Raw genomic sequence first — 16,808 nt, forward strand, 5'->3', positions numbered from 1 at the left:
CAAAATCCCCGAGGGACCGACGATGGACTTCGCCTATTCCGAAAAGTCGCTGGACGTGCAGGCCCGCGTGCGCCGCTTCATGGACGAGCACATCGTGCCGCGCGCCCGCGACTGGGAGGCATCGGTGCATGCCGGCGTCTTTCCGCCGCCCTTCATCGAGGACTTGAAGGCCAAGGCGAAGGCCGAGGGGCTGTGGAACCTGTTCCTGCCCAGCCTGCGTCCCGACGAGCCGGGCAACGGGCTGAACAACCTCGACTACGCCCCGGTCGCCGAACTGCTGGGCCACATCATGTGGTCGTCGGAAATCTTCAACTGCAACGCCCCCGACACCGGCAACATGGAGCTCTTGCACATGTTCGCGAGCGAGCAGCAGTACAAGGACTGGCTGCGCCCGCTGCTCGAGGGCAAGATCCGCTCGGCCTTTGCCATGACGGAGCCGGCGGTCGCCTCATCGGATGCCACCAACATCCAGACCCGGATCGAGCGGGTGGGCGACCACTACGTCGTCAACGGCCGCAAGTGGTTCATCACCAACGCGGCCGACCCGCGCTGCAAGATCGCCATCGTCATGGGCGTGACCAACCCGGACGCCGAGACCCATCGCCGCCAGAGCATGATCCTGATCCCGTTCGGCACGCCGGGCTTCTCGGTCATCCGCAACCCGACCGTGATGAACCATGTGGCGCCCGAGGGCCATTGCGAGGTCGTCTTCGACAACGTGAAGGTGCCGGTCGCCAACCTGCTGGGTTCGGAAGGGCAGGGGTTCGAGATGGCCCAGGCCCGTCTCGGCCCCGGCCGCATCCACCACTGCATGCGCTCGATCGGCCAGTGCGAAGTGGCGCTCGACCTGATGATGCAGCGCGCCCAGGACCGCCGCACCTTCGGCCAGACGCTGGCCGAGCACGGCACGGTCATGGAATGGATTGCCATGTCGCGGGCCGAGATCGAGCAGGCGCGCCTGCTGGTCCTGCGCACGGCCTGGCTGATGGACAAGCACGGCAACAAGGCCGCCCGCAAGGACGTGTCGCTGATCAAGGTCGTGGTGCCGCGCATGCAGACCACGATCGCCAACCGCGCCATCCAGGCCTTCGGCGCCAAGGGGCTGACCGGCGACACGCCGATCGCCGCCATCTGGAGCTGGGGTCGCGCCCTGCAGATCGTCGACGGGCCGGACGAGGTGCATCTGCGCACCATCTCGCGCCTGGAGATCAAGGAGCAGAAGAAGCGCCTGGGTAACCGCCGGCTCGACGAGCTGACCGGCTTTCCGATCGATTGACGGGAGACGACTGATGACGTTGGCCGGCAGGACGCTGTTCATCACCGGGGCCAGCCGCGGCATCGGTCTCGCCATAGCACTGCGGGCGGCCCGCGACGGCGCCAATATCGCCATCGCCGCCAAGACGGTCGACCCGCACCCCAGGCTGGAGGGCACGATCTTCACCGCCGCCGCGGCGATCGAGCAGGCGGGCGGCCGGGCACTGGCCATCCCCTGCGACATCCGCGAGGAAGCCCAGGTTCGGGCGGCCGTGGCGCGTACGGTGGAGGCCTTCTGCGGCATCGACGTGCTGGTGAACAACGCGTCCGCCATCAGCCTGACCGGCACGCTGGACACGCCCGCCCGGCGCTTCGACCTGATGCAGCAGGTGAACGCGCGCGGCACGTTCCTGTGCTCGCAGGCCTGCGTGCCCGCACTGCGCCAGTCCGCCAACCCGCATATCCTGACGCTGTCGCCGCCGCTCAACCTGAACCCCCGCTGGTTCAAGGGCCATGTCGCCTACACCATGGCCAAGTACGGCATGAGCATGTGCGTGCTGGGCATGGCCGAGGAGTTCCGTGACGACGGCATCGGCGTGAACGCGCTGTGGCCGCGCACCGGCATCGCCACGGCCGCCATCCGCAACCTGCTGGGCGGCGACGACGCGGTCGCGCGCTGCCGCACGACCGACATCATGGCCGACGCCGCCCATTGGATCCTGACCCGGCCGTCGCGCGAGGCGACCGGCAACTTCTTCATCGACGAGGACGTGGTCCGCCAGGCCGGCGTGACCGACCTCGACCGCTACTCGGTGGTGCCGGGCACGACGGACTTCATGCAGGATTTCTTCCTGGATTGAAGGCCGGGCCATGGCCGGTTTCGCCGACAGCCATCTCGGGCGCCTGCGCGCCGTCGTCGGCTCGCGCATGCTCCTGGTGCCGGGCGCCCGCCTTGTCATCGAGGACCCGGCCACCGGCCGCATCCTGCTGCAGGAGCGCAGCGATTTCGCTCTCTGGGGCCTGCCGGGCGGGAGCGCCGAGGAAGGCGAGGGGCTGGAGCAGGTCGCCATCCGCGAGGCGTTGGAGGAGACGGGCCTTGCCGTCGCCGACCTGGAGCCGTTCGGCTTCGGCTGCGATCCGGCCTACGAGACCATCACCTTCCCCAATGGCGACCGCTGCCAGTTCTTCGTGATGATGTTCCGCACGCGCAGCTTCACGGAGGTCCCGGTGCTGGACAGCCAGGGGGAGAGCCTGCGGCTCGACTGGTTCGCGCCCGATGACTTGCCGGCGATGCTGCCGAACATGGCGCGCAGCGTGGAAGCCTATCGCCGCTTCCTGGCTACGGGCGCGTTCCAGATGATCTGATACCAAGTCCGGCTGTTCATGACCGATGTGCCCACGCCCGGAGACCGATGGACATGATCTTCCATGGCTGGTCGACGAGCTTGTTCCAGGCGTGGGCGCAGTGGTCGAGGATGTCGTCGTAGGATTGGAAGACGCGGTTCGAGAGCCAGTTGTCGCGCATGAACTGCCAGACGTTCTCGACCGGGTTCAGCTCCGGCGACTTGGCTGGTAGCGGCACGATCGTGATGTTGGCCGGGACGACAAGCCGCTCGGAGAGGTGCCATCCAGCCTGGTCCATCAAGAGCAGGGCATGGGCGCCGGGAGCGACGGTGCGGCTGATCTCCGCCAGATGGAGTTGCATGGACGGCACGTTGCAGCGCGGCAGGACGAGGGCCGCGCCCTTGCCCTCGGCCGGACAGATCGCGCCGAAGATGTAGGCCGACTTGGTGCGCTGGTCGTGCGGCGCGCTCGGCCGGGTGCCGCGCCGGGCCCAGCGCCGGGTGATGCCGTTCTTCTGGCCTACACGGGCTTCGTCCTGGAACCAGACCTCTATCCCTCCTGGGGCTTCGGCAGCCTTCTTGCGCGCGAGGCGCGCCAGGAGCGCGGGAAAGTTTTTTTGAATGCCTCCCCGGCTTGCGGGTCCTGGGCATGGTGACGCGGCCGGGCCGACAGCTTGCGGTAGCCCATCGCCCGAAGCCGGTCGCTCATCGTCTGCTTCGACAGGCTGACCCCGAAAGTCTCGTGGATCCATTGCGCGAGGTCGATCAGCCGCCAGCGGACGACGCCGTGCACGGCCGGGATCGGGCCAGCCTCGACCAGCCGGGCCACCTCCGCCCATTGCTCGGCCGACAGCTTCGAGGATGCGCCGCCAGCCTTGCGGTCGATCAGGCCATCCGGACCGTCGGCGTTGAACGCCAGCACCCAGTCCCGCACCGTCTGCAAGCCGACACCGCCCAGCTTGGCTGCATCGCTCCGGCTACCGCCGTCATAGATCGCCGACAGCGCCAATAGCCGCCGGGCCTGGCCGGCGTCCTTCGAACGCTTTGCCAATCCCCGAAGCGCCGCTCCGTCATAGTCTCCGCGCAGCCCGATCGGTGCAGCCATGGCGAACTCCATACCGTTCGCCATCCTTGAATCAGAACTCCGACCCCAGCGGAATCCCCTTCGTGAGTCACCTCACGCCGGACTTGGTATGAGCCCGCGGCCGATGGCGGGCCGTCACCTGGCTGGCGGCGATCGCTGCAATAGGGCGACGATGGCCGGTACAAGATCGGGATGAAGCGGCAGGGCCGGGTCCTGGTAGGTGGCGAGCGGCTGCCGGGGAACATCCATCTTCAGCATGTGCGTGGCCCCGTGCAGATCGGCGCGCACGGCCGACGGCATCGCCTTGGCCAGAAGGTCGGCGTCCGCCGGCTTGACCTGGATATCCCTGTCGCCTTGCAGGATCAGCGCCGGGCCGCGCCATTGCCGGGCCACGGCTGTCGGATCATAGGCGAACAGGTCGATCATGTAGCGTTGCAGCCCGTCCGGGAACAGCGGCCGCAGTGCCAGGCTGAGCGAGGCCGCGTCGCGGCTGCGTCCGGCTTCCAGGTCGGCGACCACCGCCTCTATCTCCGGCATCAACGGCGCGTTTGCGGGGTTCGACCGCAACTGGTCGATCAGCAGCCGGCCGGTCGGGCGCCCAGATGTCGCCATCAGGATCAGCCCGCAGAGGGACCGCGGGGCATTCCCGGCCGCTACGAGCGCCACCAGCCCGCCCTCCGAATGACCGGCGATCCAGACGCAGGGTGCGGCCTGCGCCGCCCTCTCGACCCACTTCCGCGTGTCGTCGGCATAGGCCGCGATCGTCACGTCGTTGGGATCGGCTATGGCGGCGGCACTGCCGTAGAGGCCGCGCTTGTCGATGCGCAGCGACGAGATCCCGGCCGCTTTCAGGCCGTGGGCCAGGATCTTGTAGGTGTCCGACCGCAGGCCGAGCCGGCCTGCGTTGCCGTCGCGATCCGTCGGCCCGGAGCCGGGGACGATGACGACGATGTGCCGCGCGTCCGGGACGGCCAGCAGCTCGCCGGCGAGCGCGCCTTTGGGGCCGTCTATCGCGATCGGTTCGGCCGCGGCGGCCATCGGGCGGCAGCAGAGCAGCCCCAGGACCAGCAGGACCAGGCGGCGCGGTCGGCTCGCCATTCAGGCCGGGCGGCGGCGATACATGCCGATCGCCTTCCAGGTCAGGACCGTCTCGCCCTTCTGGTTGGTGACCTGGATCAGCGAGTTGACGACGCCGCGGTCGGGCTTGGATTCCGAAGCGCGGATCGAGGTGATCTCCATGCGGGCCGACAGGGTGTCGTCGGCGCGGACCGGCTTCAGCCAGCGCAGCTCGTCCAGCCCGGGCGAGCCCATGCCGGCGGCGTCGCCCAGGATGCCGTCGACCAGCAGCCGCATGGTCATGGCCGCCGTGTGCCAGCCGCTGGCGATCAGCCCGCCATAGATGCTGTCCTTGGCGGCCTCTTCGTCGATGTGGAAGGGCTGTGGGTCGAACTGCCGGGCGAAGTCGAGGATCTCGGCCTTGGTCACCGAACGGCTGCCCAGCTCGTACACGTCGCCGGTCGTGAAGTCCTCGAAATAGCGCATCGGGCATCTCCCTTGGGGTTCGCCTCCCCCCTAGCATGGCGTTGTCGGGCAAGGCTATGGTCGCGGGCTAGGCGGTCGCGAAGGCGGAAAGAACAAGATGGAATCCCGGGCGGATATCGGCGTCGTCGGCCTTGGCGTGATGGGGCGCAACCTCGCGGCCAACATCCAGGACAAGGGCTTCGGCGTCGTCGGTTTCGATGCCGACGCGACGCAGCGTGGCCGGGCGGCGGCAGACGGGCTGGTTGCGGCTGCCAGCATGGAAGTGCTCGTGGTCGGCCTGCGCGGCCCGCGCGCGGTGCTGCTGCTGGTGCCGGCCGGGCCGGCGGTGGACGCCGCCATCGCCACCCTGCGCCCGCTGCTGGCGGCGGGCGACATCATCGTCGACGGCGGCAACTCGCACTATCCCGACACCATCCGGCGCGGCCGCGAACTGGCGGCCGCCGGGCTGGGCTTCGTCGGCCTCGGCGTTTCCGGGGGCGAGGAGGGGGCGCGCCACGGGCCGGCCCTGATGGCGGGCGGTGATGCCGCGGCCTGGGGGCGGCTGGAGCCGCTGTTGACCGCGATCGCCGCGCGCTTCGACGGCCAGCCCTGCTGCGGTCATGTCGGCGCGGACGGCGCCGGCCACTTCGTGAAGATGGCCCACAACGGCATCGAGTACGGCCAGATGCAGCTGATCGCCGAGGCCTGCCTGCTGCTGCGCCACGCGGCCGGCCTCGACTGGCCGGCGGCCGGAACGGCGGTCGCCGGCTGGAACGCGGGCGAGGATGCCTCCTACCTGCTGGCGATCACGGGCGACATCCTGGCCACGCGCGACGGCCAATCGGGCCGGCCGCTGCTGGAACTGACGGCCGATCGCACCGGCCACAAGGGCACCGGCGTCTGGACGGTGGAGGCGGCGCTCGGCCTGGGCGTGCCGGTGCCGACGATGGCGGCCGCGGTGTGGGCGCGCGCGCTGTCGGCCACCCGCGACCAGGGCGCGGTCGACGGGGCATACGCGGCACCCGCGGCCCCGCTGGCGGCGGGCGACATCGGGGTGGCGCTGGCCGCCGCCAGTCTGGTCGCCTATGCCGAGGGTCTGGACCTGATCGCGGCCGGCGCCGCGCACCATGGCTGGCGGACCGACCGCGCGGCGGTGGCCGAACTGTGGCGGGCCGGCTGCATCATCCGCTCGGCCACCCTCGACCGGATCGCGGCAGCACTCCGCGCAGAGCCCGGCAACCAGTCCTTCCTCGACCGCCGCTGGACGCGCGGGCAGCTTGCCGATGCCCTGCCGGCCTGGCGCCGGGTACTGGCCGCCGGCGCCGATATCGGCGTGCCGCTGCCGGCCTTCGCGGCGGCCTTCCACCATGCCGCCGGGCGGGCGGCACCGGAGGTCGGCGCGCGGGTGGTGGCGGCGCAGCGCGACCGCTTCGGTGCCCACGGCTTCGCCCGTATCGACCGCGGCGGCACCCACCACGCAGCCTGGGACGGCAAATGACGGCAGCCAAGGTCATCATCCTCATGGGCGTCTGCGGCGTCGGCAAGACGACGGTCGGGCGCAAGCTGGCGGCCGCGGTCGGCGGCAGCTTCGAGGAGGGGGACGCCTTCCACCCGCCCGCCAACGTCGCCAAGATGGCCGGCGGCCAGCCGCTCGATGACGGCGACCGGGCACCGTGGCTGGCCGCCATGGCGGCCGGCATCGGCCAGTGGCTGGGGCGCGAGCGACCCACCGTGCTGGCCTGCTCGGCCCTGAAGGCCGCCTATCGCGACGTGCTGGCGGGCGGACGGGCGGGCGTCGCCTTCGTCCATCTGACGGGCGAGCCGGACCTCATCGCCCGGCGCATGGCGGCCCGCACCGACCACTATATGCCGCCCACCTTGCTGCCCAGCCAGCTCGCCATCCTGGAGGCGCCGGACGACGCGCTGACGGTGGCCATCGACCGCGGCCCGGACGAACTGGCTGCCGACATTCGCCGCCGGCTGGGGCTGTAGCCACCCGCCTGCCGGAACTTCCACCGCCCCCGCCGGTTGTCGCGGCAGGAACCCGGACGGAAGGTGAACAGGCATGGCCAGAGCGACCAAGGGCGGCACGCCACCCAGCAGCAACAGCACGGCGCCCGAACTGGGGCAGACGGCCGCAGAGCGGGGCGCGCCCTCGATCACCACCAACCAGGGCGTGGTGATCGCCGACAACCGCAACTCGCTGAAGGCCGGCCCGCGCGGCCCGACCTTGCTGGAGGATTTCATCCTCCGCGAGAAGATCACCCATTTCGACCATGAGCGCATTCCCGAGCGCATCGTCCATGCCCGCGGGTCGGGCGCGCACGGCTATTTCCGCCCCTACAAGTCGTGGGCGTCGATCACCAAGGCGCACTTCCTGCAGGATCCCAAGCGCAAGACGCCGGTCTTCGTCCGCTTCTCGACCGTGGCCGGCGGGGCCGGGTCCAACGACACCGTGCGCGACGTGCGCGGCTTCGCGGTGAAGTTCTATACCCAGGAGGGCAACTACGACTTGGTCGGCAACAACATCCCGGTCTTCTTCATCCAGGATGCCATGCGCTTCCCGGACCTGATCCATGCGGTGAAGCCCGAGCCCGATCGCGAGTTCCCGCAGGCCTCGTCGGCCCATGACACCTTCTGGGACTTCGCGTCGCTGATGCCGGAAAGCCTGCACATGCTGATGTGGGCGATGTCCGACCGCGGCATCCCGCGCAGCTACCGCATGATGGAGGGGTTCGGCATCCACACCTTCCGCTTCATCGACCAGGCTGGTACCTCACGCTTCGTGAAGTTCCACTGGCGGCCCAAGCTGGGCTCGTTCTCGCTGGTGTGGGACGAGGCCGTGAAGATCGCCGGCGCCGACCCGGATTTCCATCGCCGCGACCTGTGGGACGCGATCGACCAAGGCAAGTTCCCGGCGTTCGAACTGTCCGTGCAGATCTTCGACGAGGAGATGGCGGCCGGATTCCCCTTCGATGTGCTGGATTCCACCAAGCTGATCCCCGAGGAGCTGGTGCCGCTGACGCCGCTGGGTGAGATGGTGCTGGACCGCAACCCGGACAACTTCTTCGCCGAGACGGAGCAGGTGGCCTTCCATCCCGGCCATGTCGTGCCCGGCATCGACCTGTCGAACGACCCGCTGCTGCAGGGTCGGCTGTTCTCTTATCTCGATACGCAGCTATCGCGCCTGGGCAGCTCGAACTTCCACCAGATCCCGGTCAACCAGCCGAAATGCCCGTTCGCCAACCTTCAGCGCGGCGGCCATATGCGCATGTCGGTGGAGAAGGGGCGGGTGGCCTACGAGCCCAACTCGCTCGACATGACGGCGCCGGTGCAGGACCCGGACCGCGGCTACAAGCATCATCCCGAGGCGATGGAATCGCCCAAGATCCGCATCCGTCCGGAAAGCTTCGCCGACCATCACTCCCAGGCGCGGTTGTTCTGGAAAAGCCAGACGGATACCGAGCGCACCCACATCGTCGCTGCCTTCCGCTTCGAGCTGTCGAAGGTGGATGTGGCTGCCGTCCGTGAGCGCATGGTGGGCCATCTCTTCGACGTCGATGCCGAACTGGGTGGCCGGGTCGCGGCGGCGCTGGGCATGCCGGCACGGCAAGCCGACATGGCCGGCGGTGGCGAGGCGCAGCCCTCGCCGGCGCTGAGCCTGCTGAAGAAGGCCCGGGAGACGCTGGAGACGCGCAAGATCGGCTGCCTCGTGGCCGATGGCGTGTCCGCCGACCTGGTCGACCAGTTCCGCCGGGCGGTCGAGCGCAAGGGTGGCAAGCTGATGATCGTCTCGATGAAGCGCGGCGGCTTCCAGTCGGCCGAAGGGCCCGTGGTGCCGGCGGACTTCTTCGTGCAGGGCGGGCCGTCGATCCTGTTCGACGCAGTCGTGCTGCTGGGCGGCAGCCAGCCGCCGGCGGCGTTCCTGATGGATGCGGCGGCGAAGCACTTCGCGGCCGACGCCTTCGCTCACCTGAAGACGATCGCCGCCGACGATGGCGGCGTCGCCCTGCTGGCGAAGGCCGGCATCGGCCAGGCCGACTTCGACGAGGCGGTCGTGCCGCTGTCGGCCAAGGTGACGCCGGCCGCCATCTCGCGCTTCGTGGCCTCGGCCGCGCGCCACCGCCTGTGGTCGCGCGAGGCCAAGGTCAGCGCCCCCGTCTAGGACCGGCGGCGGGCCGGGTCAGACGACCCGGTCCGCCGGCTCACCGGTCGAGAACCAGCCGTCGAGATTGTCGAGCGCGCGGAAGCCCATGGCCTCGCGCGTCTCGGTCGTGGCGCTGCCCAGGTGTGGCAGCAGCACGACGTTCTCCAGCCCCAGATAGCCTTCATGGACATGGGGCTCGCCGTCATAGACGTCGAGCCCGGCGGCCGAGAGCTGGCCGGACTTGAGCGCGGCGACCACCGCGCGGTCGTCCACCACCGGCCCGCGTGCCGTGTTCACCAGGATGGCGCCCTTGGGCAGCAGCGCGATGCGCCGCGCATCCAAGAGGTGCCGGGTCTGCGGCGTCAACGGGCAGTGCAGCGACAGGAACTCGGCGTGCGGCAGCAGGTCCTCGACATTGTCGTGGTAGATCGCACCCAGCTCCAGCTCGGGCGCCAGCCGCGTCCGGTTGTAGTAGCGGATCTGCATGTCGAAGCCGCGGGCGCGCCTGGCCAGCGACTGGCCGATGCGGCCCATGCCGACGATGCCGACCGTCTTGCCGCTCATATGCGTGCCGAGCAACTGCGTCGGCGCCCAGCCGCCCCAGGCCTTGGCGCGCACCATCCGCTCGCCCTCGCCGGCGCGCCGCGCGGCCGCCAGCATCAGCAGCAGCGCGATGTCGGCCGTGGCGTCGGTCAGCACGTCCGGGGTGTTGGTGACGGCGATGCCGCGGCGCTTGGCCGCGCCCAGGTCGATATGGTCGGTGCCGACGGAAAAGGTAGCAATGATGCGCACGCTGTCCGGCAGGCCGTCGATCGCATCGGCCCCGACCTTGTCGGCGGCGCACACGATCACCCCGTCGCAGCCCTCGGCCGCATCGCCCATGGCGGCGGCGTCGAGCGCCGTATCGTCGGTGCTGAGGCGGGCATCGTAGTCGCGGGCGGCGCGTCGCTCGACGGCTTCGGGCAGCTTGCGGGTGACGAGAATGCGCGGACGGTTTGCCGTAGCGGCCATGCGACGGTCCTCTCCTTGTATTTGTCGGGGTCGATATTTGTCGGGGTGGTGGCAGTGGCGGCGGGTCCCGGCGATACTATCTCGGTGGGGGCGGCAATGTCATAGTCCGACGACGAGTTTCGTCGATTCGGACGATCGTTTTGCGGGGTAGTGGATGTTCAGAGCAGCTAGGGGTGCGGCCGTCTTCTTCTGTCTGGCCCTGGCGTTGCCCTGCTCCGTGGAAGCCGGAACGATCGCCCCCCACCGGGCGCTCTACGACCTGTCGCTCGCGTCGGCGAGGGCCAGCGGCGGCGTGGTTGGCGTCCAGGGGCGCATGCTGTTCGAATGGGGCGACGCCTGCGACGGCTGGACGGTGCAGCAGCGCTATCGCATGCGCCTGTCGCAGGCCCAGGACGACGAGGTCGAGATCGTCTCCAGCCTGGCAAGCTGGGAATCGAAGGACGGCATGCGCTACCGCTTCGCCCTGAAGAAGAAGCGCGGCGACGAGCCGGAGGAGGAGGTGCGCGGCTCCGCGCGCCTGGATGGCCCGGGGCGTGGCGGCCGCGCCCGGTTCGTCCGCCCAGAGGAATCCAAGCTCGACCTGCCGCGCGGCACGGTCTTCCCCTCCACCCACACGATCGAGGTCATCCGCCGCGCGGAGGCCAAGGAGCATTTCTTCGGCCGCCGCGTCTTCGACGGTTCCGAGGTGGAGGCGCCCGTCGATGTGAGCGCCTTCATCGGGCCGGCGAAGCCCGCTGGCGGCGATGGCGTGAAGCCGGCTGCCGGCGAGGCGGGCAAGACCAGGAATCTGGCCGACCGGCCGGGTTGGAAGGTCCGGCTGGCCTTCTTCCCGTCCGCCAGCAAGGATCCGCTGCCGGACTATGAGATCGGGCTGGTGCTGCTGGACAACGGTGTTTCGTCCGACATGCTGATCGATTATGGCGACTTCACCGTGCGGGCACGGTTGAAGGAGCTGGAGCCGGTCCGCGGCGGCTGCTGAGGCCGCGCCGCCGGGCAAATCGGGCAGGGCCGGCCATGCTGCATATCCTGGGGCGCGAGGGGGCGACGGCGCGCATGCACGCGGCCTTGCTGGCGGCCTGCCCCCAGGCTGCAGGCCAGGTCGTGGCGATGGATTACGGCCGGGCCATCGCCGCGGGCGAGCAGGCCCTGCCGGCCGGCGCCTACGCTTTCCTCGGCGTCGAGCGGCTGGATGACGATTCGGCATTCGATGTCATGAAGCTGCACGCGCGCCTGGGCCGGCGCGCCGGCGTGCGCTGCATCAACCATCCGACGCTGACGGTCCATCGCTACGAACTGCTGCGCATCCTGCACGATGCGGGCATCAACCCCGGCGATGCGCTGCGGGTGGAGGATCGCCGGCTGCCGGCCCGCTGGCCGGTCTATCTCCGCGACGAGTTGGCGCCGATGGCCGCACTGCCGCTGCTGGTGCGCGATCGCGAACAGTTCGGCGGCATGGTGGCCCGCATGGCGCGCGAGGCCGTGTTCCGCCCGCCGATCCTCATCTGCGAGCTGCCGGGCGCCGATGCCGGGAGTGCCACCCTCGGCCGGGTGTTCCATGTCGGGGGGCGCCTGATCGCCGACCCACGCGGGCAGGCGCTCCTGGCCCGCGCCGGTGCGCCGGATGCCGCCGACATCTTCCGCCAGGCCCGGATCGACCTGGGCTATCTCACGCTGGCCCTGGTCGCGGACCGGGTCGTCGTCGTCGACAGCGGCACCGACCCGGAGCAGCTTGTCCGGCCGGACATGCTGCCGGTCCTGGCCCCGGCGATGCTGGGGCTGGCGGGGTAGTCAGAATCCCCCTGCCAGCACTAGGGCCACGCCGACCGGCAGAGCCAGCGCGCGCCTGGGCAGGCCACGGTCGATGCGGATGACGGCATAGCTCAACAGCCACAGGCCGAGCCCGACCTTGGCGGTCGCCGCCAGGGCCAGGATGGGGGTCGAGCCCAGTTCCAGCAGCGCCGGGTGCTGGACGAAGCCCAGCGGCACGACGAATAGGCCGAGGCCCAGCCGCATCGCCCAGCCCGCAACCGGCAGCCAGGGCGTCTGGGCGATGCCGGCGGCGATGAAGACCGTGCCGCAGACGGGCGGCGTGATGGTGCACAGCAGCGCGTACCAGAAGACGAACATGTGGGCCTGCAGCGGCGGCAGGCCGAGCTTGCCGAGTGCGGGCCCCGCGACCGCCACGCAGATGACGTAGGCCGCCGTGGTCGGCAGCTCCATGCCCAGGACCAGGCAGGCGCAGGCGGTCAGGATCAGGGCCAGCCACAGGCGGTCGCCGGCCAGGTCGAGGATGGCGCCGGTGATCTTCACGCCGAGGCCGGTCATGTTGAAGACGCCGACGATGAGGCCGGCGCAGATGATGACGGCGGCGATATGGGCGATCTGGCGGGCGGCGTCCTCGGTCGCCGTCGCCAGGCGGACGAGCCAGCGACCGAGGTCGACGCGGCCCGCGGCATCGATCAGCAGCAGCAGTGCTGCGGCGGCTGCCGCGACAGCCGCGCCCAGTTGGGCGGTGAAGGCGGTGAAGCCCAGGATGGCGATGACGATCAGCAGCGGGACAAGGAAGAAGGGGATGGTGCGCCCGACCGTGCCCCAGCTTGGCAGGGCCGACGCGGGCAGCCCGGTCAGGCCAAGGCGGACGGCATAGTGGTCGGTGCCGATCCAGGCGGCGGCGAAGAAGAGGAAGGCGGGCAGGGTGGCCGCCACCATCAGCTCGGGATAGGGCACGCGGATCAGCTCGGCCATCAGGAACACGCCCGCGCCCATGACGGGCGGCATGATCTGGCCGCCGGTGGACGCGACGGCCTCCACCGCGGCCGCGAAGGGGCGGGGATAGCCCGCCCGGATCATCGCCGGGATGGTCATGGTGCCGGTGGTGACGACATTGGCCGAGGCCGAGCCCGAGATCGTGCCGTAGAGGGCAGATGCCACCACCTCCACCTTGGCCGAGCCGGCGCGGTAGCGGCCGGCCACGCGCGTGGCGAAGCTCATGAAGCCGGTGCCGGCATCGCCCGCGGCCACCAGCGCGCCCAGGATCAGGAACGGCGCCACCAGGTCGACCGAGACGCCGGTCAACTGGCCCCACAGCCCGCCCTCGGCCACCACGAGTGTGCCGAGGATGGTGTCGAGCGGCAGGCCGGGATGGCCGAATACGCCCGGCAGATGCTGCCCGAACAGGCCATAGGCCAGGCAGATGGCAGCCACTGTCGGCATCACCGCCTTCACCGACCGGCGCGCCATCTCGAGCACGATCAGGATCAGCAGGATGGCGGCACCATGCTGGAACCAGCCGACGGTGACGCCGTACTGGTCGACCAGCCGCTCGCGCTCCCAGGCGATCCACAGGCAGAGTGCCACGCCCACGGCGCAAAGGACGGCGCCCGTCGCCCGGGCCACCCGGCCGCCCGGCGCAAACAGGAAGACGAACGGCAGGGCCAGCGCCAGGTGGATCGGCCGCGTGACGAGCGTCGGCAGCAGCCCGGAGACGACGAGGTAGAGATGGAAGGCGACGGAGGCGAGCGCGCAGGCCAGGACGACGGCCGCCCCCCGGCCGCGCCCCCCCGTCGGGGTCATGGTCGGGGGCCTAGCGGGCGGCGGGGATGGCGATGCCGGCCTCGCGGTAGTAGCGCGCGGCACCCGGATGCAGCGGCACGCCCAGCAGCGCGTTCTGCTCGGCGGTGACGCCGCCCCACCATGGATTCTGCTTCGTCAGTTCGGCCTTGCGCTCCCAGAACGCCTTGACGATGGCGTGGGCGGTCGCCTCGTCCATCTTCTGCGTGGCGTAGGCGCCGACCGGCAGGGCGATGGTCCGGGTGGGCGTGTCGACGCCCTTGTAGGTCCCGGCGGGGATGACGAGGTCGGTGGCGCTCGGATCCTCTTGCCGGATCTGCTCGATCTGGGCCGCCTCCAGCCCCAGCAGGCGGATCGGCATGGCGACCGCCAGTTCCTGCAGGTTGGGGGCGGGATAGGAGCCGCCGGTCGCGAAGCCGTCGATCTGCCGGTTGCGCATGGCGTTGACGGCGGCGTTCAGCTCCACGTCGACCACGTTCACCTTGTCGGCGATCCCCAGCATGCGGAACACCGCATCGCTCTGGCGCTGGGTGAAGGTGCCGCGGCCGCCGGCGACGAAGCGCTTGCCGGCAAGGTCGGCGAAGCCGGCCACCCCGGCGTCCGCCCGCACCACCCAGTGCATGGTGATGGCGGGGAGGGTGAAGAGCCCCTGGATCGTCTCGTACCCGGCCTCGCCCTCGAACGGCTTCTTGCCTGTCCGCGCGGACGCGACCAGGGCCGGCGGCGAGGTGAACAGGTAGGCGCCCGGGCGGCGGATCGCCTCCTTCACGTTCTGGACGGAGCCCTGGCTCTCCTCGACCGTCGGCACCACGGCGCCCTTGGTCTCGGTGCGGATCGCCTCGGACAGTTGGACCGTCATGACATAGTAGGCCGATCCGCTGGCCGCCGCCTTCAGCGTCAGCCGGGTCTCCGCCTCGGCCGCCTGCGACAGCAGCAATCCGCCGGCCATGAAGGCCCAAGCCAAAGCACGCATTTCGTCCATCCTGGTTCTAAATCTTTGCGCGAACATGCCAGCGCGGCCGGCCGGCAGCAAGGCGCGGGGAAGGGCGGCGGATTCGCGCCCTGGTTGACGGCATGGGTCGGCATCTGCCTTTTGCCTTGCCGGGGTCGGCCGCCATGGCTAACCTCCCGACCTGGGGAGCGATGGTCCGGCTTGGCCGGGCTTATGGATGGAGCGCTCCGGGGTTCGGGCATGCCGTGCTGGGGAGCATGGTACGCCGTGATCGAAACCCGGAGCATTGGGGAAATCGATCCATCCTGACCCGAATGTGCGATGGGCCGGCCCGGCCGGCCCTGGATGTCGCCGCCACAAGCGGCCGCGTCCGGCTTTGCGCATTGGGTCGGGGGATGGGGAGGCGGGGATGGGCGGACGAACGGAAGCGCGATCAGACGTGCCGGTGGGCGGCGCGGAACGGCGCTGGCCGGCCTGGGTCGCGGGTAGCTGCGCGGGGTTGATGCTGTGGGCGGCGGCCCCTGCGGCCGGCCAGGGGCTGGGCCAGAATGTCGCACCCCCTCAGCCGGCGGCCACCGCAACCCCCGATCGCGAAACCCTGCTGCGCATGCTGGCCGAGGAGATGACGACCCGGCTGGTGACGGCCCTGTCGATCCAGGCCCGCTCGCACGCCGCCGAGGTCGCCACCCTGGAATACCGGCTGCGCCAGGCCGAGGAACGGCTGGAGCGCACCGAGACGGCCCGCGAGCGCGGCGAGAGCGCCCATCGCGAGGACCTGAAGGGCATGCGTGAGCTGCTGGCCCGCGCCGAGGCGGCGGTCGGTGGGCTGGGCGCATCGCAGGCGGCCATGAAGGCGGCACTCGACGAGCGCGACCAGGATGCCAATCGCCTCAAGCTCACGCTGACCCGGGCGCTGGGTGCCCTGGCCGAGGCCAAGCAGGACGCCCGCACGCAACGCGCCGCGGCCGACGCGGCGGCAGCCGCCGCCGGCGACGTCGAGCTGCTGCGGCAGCAGGCGATGGCGGCCGTGGCCGATCTCGACCGCGCCCGCCAGCAGTCGGCGTTGCTGGCGGCAGAGCGCCTGCGCCTGGCACGCGAGGCCGACGAATTGAAGCTGGAGAAGGCCAGCCTGCAGATCGACCGCGACCTTGCCTTCGGCGAGCGCGATGCGATGTCGGACCGCCTCCAGGTCGTGGCGCTGCAGGTGAGCCAGCCGCAGCCGGCCAGCGAGCCAGCCGGCCTCGAGACCCGGGCGCTGGAGCGGCTGGGCCAGATCGAGCAGTTCCTGTCGGCAACCGGCATCAATGTCGGCAAGCTGGGCGCGCCCGTGCCCGGCGCCAAGACCTCGACCGGCACGGTCGTGCCGCCGCCCCTGCCGGTGTCGCGCCAGGGCGGGCGTGGCGGTCCCTTCATCCCGGGCAACCTGCAGTCGCTGGCCGACCGCCAGAAGCCGACGGAGGCCAGCATCCGCATGGAGCGCCAGCTCGACCGGCTGGAGCGGGTGGAGCGCGTGCTACGCGTCCTGCCGCTGGGCGCGCCGTTGCAGCATTATTCCTTCGAGAGCGGCTTCGGCCCGCGGTCGGACCCGTTCCGCAAGAAGGCCGCGATCCACGAAGGCGTCGACCTGGCAGCCCCCATGCGCACGCCGCTGCGCGCGACCGGCCCCGGCACGGTCGTTCATGCCGGCACCAAGGCCGCCTACGGCAAGACGGTGGACATCCGCCACGCCGGCGGCCTCGTCACCCGTTATGCCCACATGGCCGACATCAAGGTCCGCGACGGCGAGACGGTGCGTCGCGGCGACATCGTCGGCCTGCTCGGCTCGACCGGCCGCAGCACCGGCCCCCACGTCCACTACGAAGTGATGGTCGATGGCCGCCCGGTCGACCCGGTGCGCTTCATCGGCAAGAAGTAGGGGCGGCAGGA

Annotated in this window: 15 protein-coding genes; 9 read left to right on the top strand and 6 right to left on the bottom strand. The window is 70.5% G+C overall.

All coding sequences use genetic code 11. The features are described 5' to 3' along the window. Nucleotides 1-22 precede the first annotated feature (22 nt). Genes STVA_RS09675 through STVA_RS09685 form a run of 3 tightly spaced genes read left to right on the top strand, consistent with a single transcriptional unit; the run spans nt 23 to nt 2,619 of the window. Nucleotides 23-1,276, top strand: coding sequence for an acyl-CoA dehydrogenase family protein (locus STVA_RS09675; RefSeq protein WP_123688856.1), 1,254 nt, complete (start codon nt 23-25; stop codon nt 1,274-1,276). Between the two features lie 13 nt (nt 1,277-1,289). Beyond that, nucleotides 1,290-2,114, top strand: a complete 825-nt coding sequence (locus STVA_RS09680; protein ID WP_123688855.1) for an SDR family oxidoreductase — start codon at nt 1,290-1,292, stop codon at nt 2,112-2,114. A 10-nt stretch (nt 2,115-2,124) separates the two neighbouring features. Then, nucleotides 2,125-2,619 (top strand): NUDIX domain-containing protein, encoded by a 495-nt coding sequence (locus tag STVA_RS09685; protein WP_123688854.1) that lies wholly within the window; start codon nt 2,125-2,127, stop codon nt 2,617-2,619. Nucleotides 2,620-2,635: 16 nt separating this feature from the next. Here STVA_RS09685 and STVA_RS09690 read toward each other — a convergent pair. The 3 genes from STVA_RS09690 to STVA_RS09700 form a co-directional block, all read right to left on the bottom strand. Next, nucleotides 2,636-3,702, bottom strand: a protein-coding gene (locus tag STVA_RS09690) for an IS630 family transposase (RefSeq protein WP_420822806.1) whose coding sequence is annotated in 2 segments (ribosomal slippage) — nt 2,636-3,151 and nt 3,154-3,702 — 1,065 coding nt in all. Because the reading frame shifts where the segments join, the coding sequence is not laid out codon by codon here. A 114-nt stretch (nt 3,703-3,816) separates the two neighbouring features. Next, complete coding sequence (locus STVA_RS09695) at nt 3,817-4,779, bottom strand: alpha/beta hydrolase (protein WP_123687765.1); 963 nt, start codon at nt 4,777-4,779, stop codon at nt 3,817-3,819. Continuing rightward, nucleotides 4,780-5,223, bottom strand: a complete 444-nt coding sequence (locus STVA_RS09700) for a MaoC family dehydratase (protein ID WP_123687766.1) — start codon at nt 5,221-5,223, stop codon at nt 4,780-4,782. A gap of 97 nt (nt 5,224-5,320) precedes the next feature. Between STVA_RS09700 and gndA the strand changes: the two genes are divergently transcribed. The 3 genes from gndA to STVA_RS09715 all read left to right on the top strand — a co-directional run bounded on the left by gndA (nt 5,321) and on the right by STVA_RS09715 (nt 9,367). Beyond that, nucleotides 5,321-6,700 (top strand): NADP-dependent phosphogluconate dehydrogenase, encoded by a 1,380-nt coding sequence (gndA, locus tag STVA_RS09705; RefSeq protein WP_123687767.1) that lies wholly within the window; start codon nt 5,321-5,323, stop codon nt 6,698-6,700. Beyond that, nucleotides 6,697-7,194, top strand: coding sequence for a gluconokinase (locus tag STVA_RS09710; protein ID WP_123687768.1), 498 nt, complete (start codon nt 6,697-6,699; stop codon nt 7,192-7,194). The genes gndA and STVA_RS09710 overlap by 4 nt, the downstream gene beginning before the upstream one ends. 73 nt (nt 7,195-7,267) lie before the next feature. Further along, on the top strand, nt 7,268-9,367 hold the full coding sequence (locus STVA_RS09715; protein WP_123687769.1) for a catalase: 2,100 nt from the start codon (nt 7,268-7,270) through the stop codon (nt 9,365-9,367). An 18-nt stretch (nt 9,368-9,385) separates the two neighbouring features. Here the strand turns inward: STVA_RS09715 and STVA_RS09720 are convergent, their stop codons facing one another. Continuing rightward, entirely contained in the window at nt 9,386-10,360 is a 975-nt protein-coding gene (locus STVA_RS09720; protein ID WP_123687770.1) for a 2-hydroxyacid dehydrogenase, read from the bottom strand. A gap of 154 nt (nt 10,361-10,514) precedes the next feature. Here STVA_RS09720 and STVA_RS09725 point away from each other — a divergent pair, with 154 nt between their 5' ends. Further along, on the top strand, nt 10,515-11,339 hold the full coding sequence (locus STVA_RS09725) for a cell envelope integrity EipB family protein (protein ID WP_123687771.1): 825 nt from the start codon (nt 10,515-10,517) through the stop codon (nt 11,337-11,339). 35 nt (nt 11,340-11,374) lie between these two features. Next, nucleotides 11,375-12,148: a hypothetical protein gene (locus tag STVA_RS09730; protein WP_123687772.1), complete on the top strand. Its 774-nt coding sequence runs from the start codon at nt 11,375-11,377 to the stop codon at nt 12,146-12,148. Here the strand turns inward: STVA_RS09730 and STVA_RS09735 are convergent, their stop codons facing one another. Beyond that, the gene (locus STVA_RS09735; protein WP_123687773.1) at nt 12,149-13,933 is read right to left on the bottom strand and encodes a TRAP transporter permease; all 1,785 of its coding nucleotides are present in this window, start codon (nt 13,931-13,933) and stop codon (nt 12,149-12,151) included. A 10-nt stretch (nt 13,934-13,943) separates the two neighbouring features. After that, a complete protein-coding gene (locus STVA_RS09740; protein ID WP_197735836.1) occupies nt 13,944-14,903 on the bottom strand; it encodes a TAXI family TRAP transporter solute-binding subunit in 960 nt (319 codons plus the stop codon). A gap of 388 nt (nt 14,904-15,291) precedes the next feature. On the opposite strand from STVA_RS09740, the gene STVA_RS09745 reads away from it, so the two are divergent. After that, the gene (locus STVA_RS09745) at nt 15,292-16,797 is read left to right on the top strand and encodes a M23 family metallopeptidase (protein WP_123687775.1); all 1,506 of its coding nucleotides are present in this window, start codon (nt 15,292-15,294) and stop codon (nt 16,795-16,797) included. Nucleotides 16,798-16,808 lie beyond the last annotated feature (11 nt).

Origin of the sequence: Stella humosa, from assembly GCF_006738645.1 — a bacterium.
Taxonomy (GTDB): domain Bacteria; phylum Pseudomonadota; class Alphaproteobacteria; order ATCC43930; family Allostellaceae; genus Allostella; species Allostella humosa.

Bases quoted from the DNA above. Each gene is read 5' to 3' on its own strand.
- STVA_RS09675 (WP_123688856.1), top strand. From the start codon at position 23: ATGGACTTCGCCTATTCCGAAAAGTCGCTGGACGTGCAGGCCCGCGTG.
- STVA_RS09725 (WP_123687771.1), top strand. From the start codon at position 10,515: ATGTTCAGAGCAGCTAGGGGTGCGGCCGTCTTCTTCTGTCTGGCCCTG.
- STVA_RS09680 (WP_123688855.1), top strand. From the start codon at position 1,290: ATGACGTTGGCCGGCAGGACGCTGTTCATCACCGGGGCCAGCCGCGGC.
- STVA_RS09700 (WP_123687766.1), bottom strand. From the start codon at position 5,223: ATGCGCTATTTCGAGGACTTCACGACCGGCGACGTGTACGAGCTGGGC.
- STVA_RS09715 (WP_123687769.1), top strand. From the start codon at position 7,268: ATGGCCAGAGCGACCAAGGGCGGCACGCCACCCAGCAGCAACAGCACG.
- STVA_RS09710 (WP_123687768.1), top strand. From the start codon at position 6,697: ATGACGGCAGCCAAGGTCATCATCCTCATGGGCGTCTGCGGCGTCGGC.
- STVA_RS09730 (WP_123687772.1), top strand. From the start codon at position 11,375: ATGCTGCATATCCTGGGGCGCGAGGGGGCGACGGCGCGCATGCACGCG.
- STVA_RS09740 (WP_197735836.1), bottom strand. From the start codon at position 14,903: ATGCGTGCTTTGGCTTGGGCCTTCATGGCCGGCGGATTGCTGCTGTCG.
- STVA_RS09695 (WP_123687765.1), bottom strand. From the start codon at position 4,779: ATGGCGAGCCGACCGCGCCGCCTGGTCCTGCTGGTCCTGGGGCTGCTC.
- STVA_RS09685 (WP_123688854.1), top strand. From the start codon at position 2,125: ATGGCCGGTTTCGCCGACAGCCATCTCGGGCGCCTGCGCGCCGTCGTC.
- STVA_RS09745 (WP_123687775.1), top strand. From the start codon at position 15,292: ATGGGCGGACGAACGGAAGCGCGATCAGACGTGCCGGTGGGCGGCGCG.
- STVA_RS09735 (WP_123687773.1), bottom strand. From the start codon at position 13,933: ATGACCCCGACGGGGGGGCGCGGCCGGGGGGCGGCCGTCGTCCTGGCC.
- STVA_RS09720 (WP_123687770.1), bottom strand. From the start codon at position 10,360: ATGGCCGCTACGGCAAACCGTCCGCGCATTCTCGTCACCCGCAAGCTG.
- gndA (WP_123687767.1), top strand. From the start codon at position 5,321: ATGGAATCCCGGGCGGATATCGGCGTCGTCGGCCTTGGCGTGATGGGG.